At 56.2% G+C, this 14,591-nt stretch carries 12 protein-coding genes; 7 read left to right on the forward strand and 5 right to left on the reverse strand.

Annotated features, from left to right (window positions below; all coding sequences use genetic code 11):
• Nucleotides 1–159: 159 nt before the first annotated feature.
• Together purL and J8G15_RS02470 are read left to right on the forward strand one after the other, a co-directional pair.
• Nucleotides 160–4,215, forward strand: coding sequence for a phosphoribosylformylglycinamidine synthase (gene purL / locus J8G15_RS02465; RefSeq protein WP_210545852.1), 4,056 nt, complete (start codon nucleotides 160–162; stop codon nucleotides 4,213–4,215).
• Nucleotide 4,216: 1 nt separating this feature from the next.
• Nucleotides 4,217–4,429, forward strand: a complete 213-nt coding sequence (locus tag J8G15_RS02470) for a hypothetical protein (RefSeq protein ID WP_210547697.1) — start codon at nucleotides 4,217–4,219, stop codon at nucleotides 4,427–4,429.
• 10 nt (nucleotides 4,430–4,439) lie between these two features.
• Here the strand turns inward: J8G15_RS02470 and J8G15_RS02475 are convergent, their stop codons facing one another.
• From J8G15_RS02475 to msrB, 5 genes are all read right to left on the reverse strand, one after another.
• Nucleotides 4,440–4,937 (reverse strand): phasin family protein, encoded by a 498-nt coding sequence (locus J8G15_RS02475; protein WP_210545854.1) that lies wholly within the window; start codon nucleotides 4,935–4,937, stop codon nucleotides 4,440–4,442.
• Between the two features lie 317 nt (nucleotides 4,938–5,254).
• The gene (locus tag J8G15_RS02480) at nucleotides 5,255–6,040 is read right to left on the reverse strand and encodes a peptidylprolyl isomerase (protein WP_210545856.1); all 786 of its coding nucleotides are present in this window, start codon (nucleotides 6,038–6,040) and stop codon (nucleotides 5,255–5,257) included.
• A gap of 34 nt (nucleotides 6,041–6,074) precedes the next feature.
• Nucleotides 6,075–6,356, reverse strand: a complete 282-nt coding sequence (locus J8G15_RS02485; protein ID WP_210545858.1) for a BolA family transcriptional regulator — start codon at nucleotides 6,354–6,356, stop codon at nucleotides 6,075–6,077.
• Nucleotides 6,353–6,901, reverse strand: a complete 549-nt coding sequence (locus J8G15_RS02490; protein WP_210545860.1) for a septation protein A — start codon at nucleotides 6,899–6,901, stop codon at nucleotides 6,353–6,355. The genes J8G15_RS02485 and J8G15_RS02490 overlap by 4 nt, the downstream gene beginning before the upstream one ends.
• On the reverse strand, nucleotides 6,898–7,302 hold the full coding sequence (gene msrB / locus J8G15_RS02495) for a peptide-methionine (R)-S-oxide reductase MsrB (RefSeq protein WP_210545862.1): 405 nt from the start codon (nucleotides 7,300–7,302) through the stop codon (nucleotides 6,898–6,900). The genes J8G15_RS02490 and msrB overlap by 4 nt, the downstream gene beginning before the upstream one ends.
• Before the next feature lie 279 nt (nucleotides 7,303–7,581).
• Here msrB and J8G15_RS02500 point away from each other — a divergent pair, with 279 nt between their 5' ends.
• The 5 genes from J8G15_RS02500 (at nucleotide 7,582) to J8G15_RS02520 (ending at nucleotide 14,590) form a co-directional block, all read left to right on the forward strand.
• Complete coding sequence (locus tag J8G15_RS02500) at nucleotides 7,582–9,210, forward strand: 3-(methylthio)propionyl-CoA ligase (RefSeq protein ID WP_210545864.1); 1,629 nt, start codon at nucleotides 7,582–7,584, stop codon at nucleotides 9,208–9,210.
• A 1,002-nt stretch (nucleotides 9,211–10,212) separates the two neighbouring features.
• Nucleotides 10,213–11,448 carry a branched-chain amino acid ABC transporter substrate-binding protein gene (locus J8G15_RS02505; protein ID WP_210545866.1) on the forward strand — a complete coding sequence of 412 codons (1,236 nt, stop codon included), beginning with the start codon at nucleotides 10,213–10,215 and terminating at the stop codon, nucleotides 11,446–11,448.
• Between the two features lie 122 nt (nucleotides 11,449–11,570).
• Nucleotides 11,571–12,518, forward strand: a complete 948-nt coding sequence (locus J8G15_RS02510; protein WP_210545868.1) for a branched-chain amino acid ABC transporter permease — start codon at nucleotides 11,571–11,573, stop codon at nucleotides 12,516–12,518.
• Nucleotides 12,519–12,521: 3 nt separating this feature from the next.
• Nucleotides 12,522–13,823, forward strand: coding sequence for a branched-chain amino acid ABC transporter permease (locus J8G15_RS02515; protein ID WP_210545870.1), 1,302 nt, complete (start codon nucleotides 12,522–12,524; stop codon nucleotides 13,821–13,823).
• Nucleotides 13,820–14,590, forward strand: coding sequence for an ABC transporter ATP-binding protein (locus J8G15_RS02520; RefSeq protein WP_210545872.1), 771 nt, complete (start codon nucleotides 13,820–13,822; stop codon nucleotides 14,588–14,590). The genes J8G15_RS02515 and J8G15_RS02520 overlap by 4 nt, the downstream gene beginning before the upstream one ends.
• Nucleotide 14,591: the final 1 nt, after the last annotated feature.

A 14,591-nucleotide genomic window follows, 5' to 3' on the forward strand; every position in this document is an offset into this window, starting at 1 on the left:
GTTTCGGGGGCTAGGCCGGTGAGAGACGTGGCCAAAGCAGGCCGCGTTCCATCGCCTCGCAGGGCGCTGGTAAAATCACCGATCTCCACGGACAGGCCCAGTCAGCGCCTGCGCTGTGAGTCAATTTCAACCAGTCAGCGACCCAATCAGGCCCCCAACGTGACCCTGCATATCACCCAATTCGAGGGCGGCAGCGCTCTCAGCAGCTTTCGCATTCAACAGCTTTTGCCCACGCTGCAAGGCGTTCACGACAAAATCACTGGCGTGGCAGCCCGGTTTTTGCACCTGGTCACCTCCGATGTGGTGCCTGACGCGGCGTTGCAAGCGCAATTGGCCGCCTTGTTGACCTATGGCGACCCCTATGCTGGCCCCACCGAAGGCGCCCTGATTGTGGTGTCACCACGATTCGGCACCGTGTCACCCTGGGCGTCCAAGGCCACCGATATTGCCCACAACTGCGGCTTGGCCGTGCGCCGGGTTGAGCGTTGTGTGGAATACCGAATCACGCTCAAAAAAGGGTTGCTCAGCCAACCCAGTTTGTCACCAGCGCAATTGGCGCAGCTTGGTGCTTTGTTGCATGACCGCATGACTGAAAGCGTCATGTATGACGTGACCACCACCTACGGCCTGTTCACCGAGTTGCAGCCCGCTCCCATGGCGCATGTTGATGTGCTGGGCGGTGGCAAGGGCGCGCTGGAGGCTGCCAACATTCAGTTTGGCCTGGCGTTGGCCGCGGATGAGATTGATTATTTGGTTCAGGCCTTCACCCAACTTAAGCGCAACCCCACCGACGTGGAGTTGATGATGTTTGCGCAGGCCAACAGCGAGCATTGCCGCCACAAGATTTTCAACGCCCAGTTCACCATTGACGGCGTGGCGCAAGACCACAGCATGTTTGGCATGATCCGCCACACCCACCAGACCAACCCGCAACACATGCTGGTGGCCTACTCGGACAACGCCTCTGTCATGGAAGGCGTGGTGGTAGAGCGGTTTGTAGCCAAATCGGCCTCTGGCGCAGGTTCTATCAGCGCACCAAGCTATGAAAGTCATAGCGAGACCAACCACATTCTGATGAAGGTGGAAACACACAACCACCCTACGGCCATTTCGCCGTTCCCCGGCGCGTCGACTGGTGCCGGTGGTGAGATTCGCGACGAGGGCGCCACCGGGCGCGGGTCCAAACCCAAAGCGGGTCTGACCGGCTTCACCGTGTCCACCCTGCATTTTGACGAGGCCGCTGCCGCCTACGGCAAGCCCGAGCACATTGCCAGCCCCTTGCAAATCATGGTCGAAGGCCCCTTGGGGGGCGCTGCGTTCAACAACGAATTTGGTCGCCCCAACTTGCTGGGCTACTTCCGCGAGTACGAGCAAGGCTTGAGCTACAAGGTGGGCGAGACTGCTCTGGACGAGCAGCGCGGCTACCACAAGCCCATCATGATCGCGGGCGGCTTGGGCGTGATTGACGCCGGCCAGACGCACAAAATTGAATTCCCCGCCGGCAGCCTGCTCATTCAGCTGGGTGGCCCCGGCATGCGCATTGGCATGGGCGGCAGCGCCGCCAGTTCCATGGCGACTGGCACCAACGCGGCTGAACTCGACTTTGACTCCGTGCAGCGCGGCAACCCGGAGATCGAACGCCGGGCGCAAGAAGTCATCAACCAGTGCTGGGTGCAAGGCGAGGCCAACCCCATTCTGGCGATTCACGACGTTGGCGCCGGGGGCTTGAGCAATGCCTTCCCTGAGCTGACCAATGATGCTGGCCGAGGCGCCCGTTTTGATTTACGCGCCATTAAGCTTGAAGAGTCCGGCATGGCGCCCAAGGAAATCTGGTGCAACGAGAGCCAGGAGCGCTATGTGCTGGCCATTGCGCCCGAGTCGCTGGACCAATTCAAGGCGCTATGTGAGCGAGAGCGGTGCCCGTTTGCCGTGATTGGCGTGGCCACAGAGCAGCGCCAACTGGAGCTGGTCGATGCGGGCCAAGAGTCTCCCGTGGACATGCCCATGAACGTGTTGCTGGGCAAACCGCCCAAGATGCACCGCGACGTTAAAACCGTGGTGCGCACCTTCACCCCCGTCGACTTAACGGGTGTGGATCTGCAAAAGGCCTGTATCGACGTGCTGGCCAGCCCCACCGTGGCGTCCAAGCGCTTCCTGATCACCATTGGCGACCGCACCGTGGGAGGTTTTAGCCACCGCGACCAGATGGTCGGCCCCTGGCAAGTTCCGGTTGCCGATTGCGCCGTGACGCTGGCCGACTACAAAGGGTTTGCGGGCGAAGCCATGAGCATGGGCGAGCGTACACCACTGGCCACTGTCAACGCCCCCGCCTCGGGCCGCATGGCCGTGGCCGAAGCTATAACCAACCTCCTGGCCGCACCGTTTGAGTTGTCGCGCGTCAAGCTCTCCGCCAACTGGATGGCCGCTTGTGGCGAGCCGGGTGAAGACGCCGCGCTGTACGCCACCGTCAAGGCCGTGGGTCTGGAGTTGTGTCCCGCCTTGGGTATTTCGATTCCCGTCGGCAAAGATTCGCTTTCAATGCGCACGCAGTGGAAAGATGAGTCGAGCGCCAAGAAGGTCACTTCACCGGTGTCCCTGATTGTGACCGCGTTTGCCACCCTGGCCGACGTGCGCGGCACGCTGACCCCGCAACTGAACGCTTCTGAGGACACCACGCTGCTGCTGGTCGACTTGGGCCGTGGACAGAACCGTATGGGCGGCAGTATGTTGGCGCAAACCCTGGGCCAGATGGGCGACGAGGTGCCTGACCTGGACCACCCGCAAGACCTGGTGAACCTGGTCAACGCGGTGAATACCTTGCGCACCGAGGGAAAAATTCTGGCCTATCACGACCGCAGTGACGGCGGCCTGTTTGCCAGCGTGTGCGAAATGGCCTTTGCCGGTCATGTGGGCGTGGCCCTGAATGTGGATTTGCTTGTCACCGAAGGCGACGGCATCACCGACAGCCGCGCCGATGTGGGCGACAGCAAAAACTGGGCTGGGCAGGTGAGTGGTCGCCGGGCCGAGTTGACGCTCAAAGCCTTGTTCAATGAGGAGCTGGGCGTGGTCTTGCAGGTGCGCACAACCGAGCGTGATGGCGTGATGCAAACCCTGCGTGACCACGGTTTGAGCAAATACAGCCACGTCATCGGAAAGACCCGTTTGCCGCACGAATCCCTGAACGTGGGTGTGGGCGAGGTGCAAGTCTGGCGCGATGCCAAGGCAGTTTTCAGTGCCAAGCTGGCCGACCTGCACCAGGTGTGGGATGCCACCAGCTGGAAGATTTGCCAGTTGCGCGACAACCCGGCTTGCGCCGATGCCGAGCACGCCGCAGCCGGCGTGCCGTCTGATCCAGGTATGCATGTGCATTGGGTGCCAAATCAGGCTTCTGTGCAGGTGGGTCAAGCGCAAGCCGTTACTGAATCCATAGCAAGTCCGGCGCTGATGCTGTCACGCCCCAAAGTGGCGGTGCTGCGTGAGCAGGGCGTCAACTCGCATGTGGAGATGGCCTACGCCTTCAACGAAGCCGGTTTTGAAGCGTATGACGTGCACATGACCGACTTGCAAAGCGGCCGCGCGAAGTTGGCTGACTTCAAAGGTGTCGTGGCTTGCGGCGGGTTCTCTTACGGCGACACTCTGGGCGCTGGCATTGGTTGGGCACGCTCCATCACCTTCAACCCGGCGCTCGCCGATCAATTCAAGGCCTTCTTTGCCCGCACCGACACCTTTGGTTTGGGCGTGTGCAATGGTTGCCAGATGTTTGCAGAGCTTGCCGACATCATTCCCGGCGCGCAGGACTGGCCACGTTTCACCACCAACCAGAGCGAGCGCTTTGAAGCCCGCTTGAGCATGGTCGAGGTGCTGGAGTCGCCCTCACTGTTCTTTGCCGGCATGGCCGGCAACCGCTTGCCGATTGCCGTGGCGCACGGTGAAGGTTATGCCAACTTCAAGTACCGGGGCGACGCAGACAAAGCCATTGCGGCCATGCGTTTCACCGACAACCATGGCGCAGCCACCGAGGCTTACCCGTTCAATCCGAACGGCAGCCCGGGCGGTTTGACGGCGGTAACTACGTTGGATGGCCGCTTCACGGCCATGATGCCGCACCCTGAGCGAGTGTTTCGCAATATTCAGATGAGTTGGACGAATGGCGACTTGTCTGCCATGAGCCCGTGGATGCAACTCTGGATGAACGCCCGTCGCTGGGTGGGCTAAGGTGAGTGAATTGATTGGGCGCCTGATTCAGCCGCGCCAACCCGCTTTCTGGTTCATGGTGGTGCTCAACGCACTGTCCATGGTGCTGGCCTGGCTGGCCCAAAAACCAGAACTGACCTTGACGGTGAGTTTGCTGATTGCGGCGTTTGCCTTGGGCAACGCCGCGTTGGGTGCTTTTTTTGCCTGGCAGCTCATTCGTCGCCCGGCAAAATAGCAGCTTTGCCTTACTTCTTGGGGTAACCCAAGCGAGACAGAGCCTGCTTGACGCGGGCGTCAAACACTTCGCTCACGGTATCAATGCCGCTGTCCACCGCCTTGGTGGCGTTGCCAATGCGCGACTTGAGCAAGTTGGCGTTACTGTCGATGGCGCCACGCGCCTGTGACTCAATTTTCTCGCCGGCTTTGACCAGCGCTTCAAAGGCTTTCTCTCCTTTGGTGCCAGTGGAAGTAGTGACCTTGGCCAGAGCGCCCAAACCGGCCAACCAGATGGCGCGTTGAGAGTCGATCAGCTTGAAGGAGGCATCACGTGTCATGTGCACCACGCTGGTGACCTTGCGCTCGCCTTTTTTGACCGCTTGCTTCAGGGTGGCAGGCTTGGCGGCGGATTTCGCCTTAGTGACCGTCGCTTTGGCGCGAGGGCTGACGCTTGCAGTTTTTTTGGCAGCAGTGACTTTCTTGGCAACTGTTTTTTTGACGGCTGCGGCTTTGGTTGTTGTGCTCATGAGAGGACTCCCTGTTCTGTGAATGGTTCGGCCAAAAATGAAAACAAATTTAGTGCATGGCCGTGTTGCAATACTTAGTATGGTTGAGTCGGTCTAGGGAAGGCAACTTAAGTTTGAGGGAGCTCGCTCTAGTCAGAATTTATTCAGGCCACATGTCAGTGGCGATTCACCTGTTTGCAGAGGTCACCGCAACGAGTCGTGGGACCTGGGTCTCTCCCTGTGTTGAACCCCGACTTCTGTCTCGCATGGGTTGGGACACAGCCCAAAAACAGAAAAGCGGCCGAGGCCGCTTTTCTGTTTGATCACCGCAAAGCGGACTATTCGATCTTGGCCTTGGCGCGCAGGTCTTCCTGGAACTTGACCAGTTTTTGCTGGGTCAGTTGCTCAGAAATCTGGGGCTTGACCTCGTCAAACTTGGGCAGTTGGGCGTCGCGAACATCGTCCAAGCGGATGATGTGGTAACCGAACTGGGTTTTGACAGGGGTTTCTGTCGTCTTGCCCTTGCTCAGGCTGAGCAAGGCTTCTGAAAATTCAGCCACGTAGTTGTTGGCTGGCGCCCAATCCAAGTCGCCACCGTTGGCGCCAGAACCTGGGTCTTTGCTGGATTTTTTGGCGATTTCTTCAAACTTGCCACCCTTTTTGAGTTGGGCAATGATGGCCTTGGCCGCATCTTCCTTCTCGACCAGGATGTGGCGGGCGCGGTATTCCTTGCCACCGTTGGCGGCTGCGAACTTGTCGTACTCAGCCTTGACTTCGGCATCGGTGACAGCGTTGTTCTTCTGGAACGTCATGAACAATTCGCGAATCAGAATGGTCTGGCGCGCCAGTTCCATCTGAGATTTGTAGTCAGCAGAGGCTTCCAGTCCTTGTTTTTGCGCTTCTTGCATGAAGATTTCGCGGGCAATCACTTCGTCCTTGATTTGGGCCTGAACTTCAGGCGTCACTTGGCGTCCGGAGCGAGTCACTTGTTGAGACAAAGCCTCGACGCGGGCGGTCGGGATGGCTTTGCCATTCACGATAGCCACGTTTTGGGCCAGCACCTGAGTCGACAGTGTGCACAGCAGGGCAGCGGCCGCAACCGTTGACAATAATTTCACTTGCATGAGGGATTTCCTAAAAACACAATCAAAAAGGGATTCAAACAGGAGGCAACCGGGCTTCGATGGCCAAGGCATGAAGGCCTTGGTCAATGAAATCTTGCAGGGCATCATACACAAGGCGATGACGGGCGACAGGCGTCTTTCCGGCGAACAGCGGCGAGGCAATTTTCACACGAAAATGTGTGCCAAAACCGGTGTCATTGGCGCCAACATGGCCGTGGTGTTGATAGCTCTCGTCCAACACTTCGAGGGAAGTGGGCTGCAGCAACTCGCGCAGGCGCTGGTCAAGCAGCGAGGCCGTAGGGGCAGGGGTCGTCATTGAGGGTCCGCTTTCGTTTCGTCGGTCGTCAGGTAGCGGGAAATATAGAAACCTTGGCCCACAATAAAGGCCAGCGGAAATACATAGCCCCAAAGCTTGAAGTCGACCCAGGCTTCTGTGCTGAAGTTGGCCGCCACATAGCCATTGATGACGGACATAAAGACGCAGTAAACAATCCATATGAGGTTGAGGCGCATCCAGACTCCGTCAGGCAGCGTCAATTGACTGCCCAGCATGAGCTTGAGGAAATTCTTTTTCATGATCCACAAAGCCACCGCCAAACCAATGGCCATGGCGGCGTAAAGCACAGTGGGCTTCCATTTGATGAACCGGTCGTCCTGCAGTACCAAAGTGAGTGCACCAAAGACCAGCACCAGCGCCAGCGTGATCTTGTGCATCATCTGCAATTTGTGATCAATTTTGTAAATCAAGCCCATTTGGACGACGGTGGCCGCCATTAGCACCGCTGTGCCGACGTAGATGTCGTAGGCCTTGAAGGTGCCGAAAAATAGCAGGATGGGGAAGAAGTCGATCAGTATTTTCATGTCGGGGTGAAGTTTAACGAGGCCGAGTTCATGCAGTATCGCAAGCCGGTAGGCTCTGGCCCATCCTCAAAAACATGACCAAGGTGGGCGTTGCACTGCGCACACACGGTTTCCACCCGGCGCATGCCCAGACTGCTGTCGGTGATTTCCTTGATGGCCCCTGGAATGGCCAAACTGAAGCTGGGCCAGCCACAGTGGGCGTCAAACTTGGTGTCTGAATCGAAAAGTTGGGCGCCGCAGCACATGCAGTGGTAACTGCCGTCAGCCCAATGAGCTTCGTACTTGCCGGTGAATGGCCGCTCGGTGGCGGCGTGGCGGGTGACCTGATAGGCGCTGGGCTCGGCGCCTTTTTCGGCCAGCAAAGCTTGCCATTGCGCGTCAGTTTTTTGAATTTGGGTCATGGAGTCCTCTCGGATTGGAAGAGCGCGAAGGGCGTTGGCTGTCAAATGCGCAGACGAAGTCAATATGGGCAACATATGGGGCAGTTGGTCTTGGTATTCAAGTGACACTTTCGCCACACAAGATGGATTGTCATACAAGCCGTGGTTCTCGCCGCAGAGCAAGCGGTAAATACCCTTAAGGGGTGTAAAAGGTGTCGTGTAGGTGACTTCTGCCTTGGCGTCCGCCCTCCAGGCAAGTAGTATGACCACGAATAGCCACCAAAAAATAGGAGATATCCCATGCTCGGTTTGATGCAAAGCCAACAGTTGCTCATTTCATCCCTGATTGATTTTGCGGAGCGCCACCACGGCGAAGGTGAAATCGTCTCGCGCCGCGTGGAAGGCGATATTCACCGCTGTACCTACAAGGACGTGGCTGCCCGGTCACGGCGGGTGGCCAATGCTCTGGACGGCTTGAAACTGGATTTCAGCGACCGTGTGGCGACACTCGCCTGGAATGGCTATCGGCACCTGGAGTTGTACTTTGGGGTCAGTGGCTCTGGCCGTGTCTTGCACACCCTGAATCCCCGTTTGCACCCCGACCAGATCAGCTGGATTGCCAATCACGCCGAGGACACCGTGCTGTGTTTTGACGCGACCTTCTTGCCTATCGTCAAAGCCATTCACAGCCAGTGCCCAACCATCAAGCACTACGTGCTCATGTGTGAGGCTGACCAACTGCCCGCAGACACAGGTATTCCCGGGCTGATCAGCTACGAGGCTTGGATCGGCGCGCAATCGGCGGATTACGCCTGGCCTACGTTTGACGAAAATTCAGCCAGCAGCATGTGCTACACCAGCGGCACGACAGGCAATCCCAAAGCGGCGTTGTACAGCCATCGCTCCACCATGTTGCACGCGCTGGCTGGCGCCCTGCCTGATGCCCTGAGCATGAGCGCCCGGGACTCCGTGTTACCTGTCGTTCCCATGTTCCACGTCAACGCCTGGGGCCTGCCCTATTCCGCTGCCATGACCGGCGCCAAACTGGTGTTTCCCGGCCCGGCCATGGACGGTAAATCCATCTTTGAATTGATCGAAAGCGAAAAAGTATCGTTTGCCGCTGGCGTGCCCACCGTCTGGCAAATGATGTTGGGTCACATGCAAAGTGAGGGCTTGCGTTTCTCGACCCTGAAGCGCACCGTCATCGGTGGCTCTGCCTGCCCACCGGCCATGATCACCGCGTTCAATGATGTATACGGGGTGGAGGTGCTGCACGCCTGGGGCATGACGGAAATGTCGCCGCTGGGCACCGTTTGCACTTTGAAAAACAAACACCTGCCCATGAGCGGTCTTGAGAAGATGACCGTTCGCCTGAAGCAAGGTCGGGGCATCTATGGCGTCGACATGAAAATTGTGGACGGTGATGGCAACGAGCTGCCTTGGGACGGCAAAGCTTATGGCGACTTGCTCGTCAAAGGACCCTGGATCATCAGTGACTACTTCAAAGGCGAGGGCGCCTCGCCGCTGGTGGATGGCTGGTTTCCGACTGGCGACGTGGCCACCATAGACCCCGATGGCTATATGCAAATCACTGATCGCAGCAAGGACGTCATCAAGTCCGGCGGGGAGTGGATTAGCTCCATTGATGTGGAAAACATCGCCATGGCGCACCCGGCCGTCGCCATGGCTGCCTGCATCGGTATGAAGCACCCCAAATGGGATGAGCGCCCGATCATTGCAGTGGTCAAAAAACCGGGTGCCACTGTGACCCGAGAGGAGTTGCTTTCGTTCTACCAGGGAAAAACCGCCAAATTTCAAATTCCCGACGATGTGGTTTTTGTGGACGCTATTCCCTTGGGCGGCACCGGCAAGATGCAAAAGACCAAGCTGCGTGAGCAACTTCAGGACTACAAACTGCCGGATGCCTGAGTGTGGCTCATGTGGCTCTGGCCCTCATTTTTGCTGCCGGCAAGAATGCGGGCCAAACGCAGTCCGCCACTTGCTACAGGTTGGACGGCGCGATAGTCGCTCAATGGCGGCGAACTCCAATAGGCTGAAAAAGCGAACTTGATTCGTGGCTGCTAGTGCTTGTGACGCTCACTTGCCGAGCAAGGATCGCCGGGAGGTAGTCGATCGCTTCATGAAAATGCGGCGGGACTGACTGGCTCGCAATAATGGGCTTTCAATTTTTTCCTCTCAAAAAAACCTTGTCGATGAAGCCTGATGAGAAAAGCCGATAAATACCTTTGATCCCTTGGCCCTCCCAAGGAAAAGGTCGACCTGCAAAGCGACGACGTAACACGCTTATTGAACTACCCCTGGTGGACCATGAAGGAGAGGGCTAAGGTCCATCCCCCTCCGGACAGCCGCGTGGTGATCGCCAGCAGCCCACTCAAGGTGACTAGCTCCGTCCGATTGGGGCGTTTTTTGACCGCGCTTGGGCGCGGCTGGGCCTTCTGGCGGTGATGTACATGGGGTGACCTTTGGCTGCGGGCTGCGCCCGAGGTGGCACGCCTGTTGTTGCTGTCGGATTGGGCGAAATCAAGGTCGCCGAAAACGGCGCTGTCCTCAATGCTGAAGTTTTGACCGCACGCTCTGAAATATTGGGCCGCAGCACAACCACCCAAGAGTCGATACGACCTGGCATTGATTGCCGATCCTTAGAACCCGCTGATGGCGATGGCGAGACGCCTTCCATTGGCTGTGTCTGTACGCCCTGGCTGACCCGCGCAGCTTGGAAAAAACAAGCCGTTGCTCTGCTGATCAGGGGCAATTTCCCTTGCCTACATGGAGCTGAAGCCTTGGACTTTTCAGCGTATTTCGGTGTTGCTCTGTCACATGGGTGATTCGCGCTAGGGAAATCCCTCGCTGGACTATCGGAAATCGCTTGTACTCTGCAGAGGTGTTAATTGATCTAACTCAGGAGTTTCCATGAAATTTACGATGAAGGTTATTGCGGCCACTGCTGCTGTGATGTGTTTTGGCGGGGCATACGCTCAAAAGGGCGAGACTGTGAAAATCGCAATGATTGAGGGCCTGTCCGGCCCTATGGCTAATGTGGGCGGGAATCAACTGAAAAGTTGGCAGTTCGTCGCTGAAAAGCTGGCAGCGAGCAACAATCCAGCAGGCGTCAAGTTTGAAATTGTGGGTATGGACAGCAAAGGTTCTCCACAGGAGGCATTGAGCACGTTCAAGGCCGCCGTCGACCAAGGTTTCCGCTATATCGTTCAGGGTAACGGTTCAGGCGCCGCTCTGGCCTTGTCTGATGCTGTGTCCAAACACAATGACCGCAACCCCGGGAAAGAAGTTGTTTATCTGAACTACGCCGCGGTTGACCCTTCTTTGACCAATGAGAAGTGTAGCTACTGGCACTTCCGCTTGGATGCCGATACATCGCAAAAGATGGAGGCACTCACCAGTTTCATGAAAGATCAGCCGGCCGTTAAAAAGGTGTATCTGCTGAACCAGAATTACTCACATGGTCATCAAGTAGCCAAGTACTTCAAAGAAGGTATCAGTCGCAAACGCCCGGATGTAACCATAGCAGGTGAAGATTTGGTTCCATTGGGTCAAGTCAAGGACTTTGCCCCGTATGTTGCGAAGATCAAGCAGTCGGGCGCGGACACCATCGTCACCGGCAACTGGGGCGCTGACTTGACCTTGTTCATCAAGGCAATCAACGATGCGGGTCTCAAATTGCCCATGTACACCTACTACGCGGCTGTCTCTGGCACGCCCACTGTATTGGCGGCCGGCGGTGACAGCGAGGTGTATCAAATCTCCTATGCCCATTCCAACTACACGGGAGTCATGGGCAAGCTGACAGACGAGTACCAAAAGAAATTTGGGGACGACTTCTATACGTTCTCCGTTTACAACGGCATTGTGATGTTGGGCGAGGCGATGGCCAAGGCCAAGTCAACCGACCCGGTCAAAGTGGCGGCAGCAATGGAAGGCCTGAAGTTCAAGGGCTTCAATGGTGAGTCTGAAATGCGCAAGACAGATCACCAGATGCTGCAAGGTTTGTACATCTCCAAGTGGCAAAAAGTGGACAGCAAAAATGCTTACAGCGTAGAAAAGACCGGTTACACCTTTGCACCAGTGAAGTACATTGAGTCCTATGTGGCCGCAACTCCCACGAGCTGCCAGATGAAGCGCCCTAGCTAGTGCCAGTCGCGTGACAACGCCGGGTGAGCCTAGGAGGCGCCCGGCATTTTTTTGTCTGCTTGTCGCAGGGGGCGGCCATGCCTGCATGTGCTGATCTTTCCAACAATAACTAAGAGTACGCCATGGAGTTTTTCACAATTTCGTTGCTGAACGGCATCAGCTACGGTTTACTGCTATTCATGTTGAGCTCCGGTTTGACGCTGATTTTCAGCATGATGGGCGTGCTGAATTTTGCGCATGCATCTTTTTATATGGTGGGCGCCTACTTTGCTTACACCATCACCTCAATCGTTGGCTTCTGGCCCGCTTTGGTGCTGGCCCCAATTCTGGTGGGCTTGTTGGGGGCTGCGTTTGAAAAATACGCGCTTCGCCGGGTTCACAAGTTCGGTCACGTGCCGGAGTTGCTAATTACCTTTGGGTTGAGTTATGTGGTGGGTGAGGTTGTGCAGTTAGTCTGGGGTCGGGGCGCAGTTGATTACCGCGTGCCTGACGTGCTGGATGGGCCTTTGTTTACTATTTTTGGAACACAGTTCCCGATGTACCGGGGCTTCATGATGTTGGTGGCAGTGTTGATGCTGATTGCCATTTGGCTGATGCTGACCAAGACACGGATTGGGCTGGTCATTCAGGCCGCGCTAACTCACCCTCATATGGTGGAGTCCCTTGGGCACAATGTGCCCCGCGTTTTTATGTTGGTTTTCGGCGGCGGTTGCGCCTTGGCTGGATTGGCAGGGGTGATCGGCGGTAATGCCTATGTGACAGAGCCCACGATGGCCTTGTCATTAGGGGGCATTATTTTTGTGGTTGTCGTCGTTGGTGGCATGGGGTCTTTGGCGGGTGCGTTTCTCGCGTCGCTGCTGATTGGTGTGTTGCAGACATTTGCTGTGGCCATTGACGTGTCGCTACTGTCGACGCTGAAGGCATTGGGTGTCATGCTGACCCCTGATGCGTTTGCCTATCCTATTTTGAAACTCAAAGTGAGTCAGGTCGCGCCGATCTTGCCCTATTTGTTTCTGGTTCTGATTCTTATCTTTCGGCCCAAGGGTCTTCTCGGTACTAGGGAGGGTTGAACCATGAGTAGTCAAGCTCGAAGTCAAGTTTACGAATTCAAGCCCTTGAATGTGGGGCGTATCGTCGTCTGGTCGCTGTTTGCTTTGGTGTTGCTGTGTGCACCTCTGGTACTTAAAAGCAGCCTGAGCCACACCATGCTCAGCCAGATGGGCATCGCCATCATTGTGTGTTTGAGCTATAACATTTTGCTTGGGCAGGGGGGCATGCTCAGTTTCGGCCACGCGGTGTATTCGGGCATGGGATCATTTTTGGCCATCCACACGCTGAATCGGGTGACCGATGGCTTGCCTTTGCCTGTCAGTCTGGTTCCGATTGCGGGTGGACTGGGAAGCATGCTGGTGGCCGTACTACTGGGGTGGGTCACGACGAAAAAGTCCTCCACCACTTTTGCCATGATCACGCTGGGTATTGGCGAGCTAGTTTGGGCCATGTCCTTGATGTTTCCTGAGTTTTTTGGCGGGGAGGGCGGCGTGTCGGGTAACCGGGTAGTGGGTGCCAAGCCTTTTGGTATCAGCTACGGGCCACAGATTCAACTGTATTACCTGATTGCTATCTATACCTTTGTGTGCACAGGGCTGATGTTTGCCTTCACTCGCACCCCCTTGGGGCGCATGCTCAATGCCGTGCGAGACAACCCGGAGCGGGTCGAGTTTGTGGGTTATGACACGCAAAAGGTTCGCTACATCTCTTTCATTGTGGCTGCTTTTTTTGCAGGTATTTCAGGCGGATTGTCCGCGCTGAATTTCGAAATTGTGACGTCTGAGGTGGTCAGCAGCCACCGCTCTGGCGCCTATTTGCTGTTCACCTTCCTGGGCGGTGCGACCTTCTTTTTTGGCCCCATCATTGGCGCAGTGTTGATGGTGCTCGCCTTTGTGATGTTGTCGGAGTTCACGCAAGCGTGGTTGTTGTATTTGGGGCTGGTCTTTTTGTTTATGGTGATGTTTGCGCCTGGCGGTGTCGCGTCGCTGATCATGATGAACTTGCGGGTAGCCATGTTTGGGCATTTGCGCAAGCTGGGGCTCAGCTACTTGGCCTTGGCCGGAACCGCCGTGGTGGTGTTGGCTGGCGCGGGCGCCATGATTGAAATGGTTTATCACCTACAGACGCATGCAGCATTTGGTTCTGAGTTGGAGTTCATGGGCACCACCCTGGACTCGAAGAGTCTAGAAAGCTGGTTAGGCGCCTTGGTCGTGCTGGTGATTGGTTTGGGTTTGTTTGAGTTGTGTCGTCGTAAATTTGCGGTGAAATGGGGACAAATCCAGGAAGAAATCGAGAAAGAAATCAAACGTCGGGAGAAGCTATGACTTATGCGTTAGAGCTGAAGAATTTGCGCAAGAGCTTTGGCAAGACCGAAATTATTCGCGGCATTGACTTGGCCATTCCTGCTGGCGAGCGTGTCGGCATCATCGGTCCCAATGGAGCAGGGAAATCCACCTTATTCAACCTGATCAGTGGCCGATTCGAGCCCACTAGTGGCGATGTATTACTCAACGGTCAACGCCTGAATGGCAAGCGGCCGTTTGAGATTAACCGTATGGGTTTGAGCCGCAGCTTCCAAATCACCAATATTTTCCCCAAACTCAGTGTGTTTGAGAATTTGCGTTGCGGTGTCCTATGGAGTCTCGGCTACAAGTACACCTTCTTGAAATTTTTGAATGACCTGGATGACGCCAACGACCGAGCTAGTGAGTTGATGGAGATGGTCAAGCTAGACAAGAAGCGTGATGTGTTGGCCGTGAACTTGACATATGCCGAGCAACGCGCCCTGGAAATTGGCATCACTATTGCGGGTGGGGCAAGCGTCATCTTGTTGGACGAGCCGACGGCGGGCATGAGTAAGTCAGAGACCAGTCGCTTCATCGAACTGATCAAGACCGTAACTGTGGGTAAAACGCTGTTAACTGTGGAGCACGACATGGGGGTGGTATTCGGATTGGCCGACAAAATTGCTGTGGTTGTCTATGGCGAAATATTGGCCTATGACGTGCCTGATGCGGTCCGCGCGAGTCAGCGTGTTCAAGAGGCCTACTTGGGTTCTTCGGTGGCAGATTTGCAGGCACAAGGACATTGAC

Origin of the sequence: Rhodoferax sp. PAMC 29310, from assembly GCF_017948265.1 — a bacterium.
GTDB lineage: Bacteria > Pseudomonadota > Gammaproteobacteria > Burkholderiales > Burkholderiaceae_C > Rhodoferax.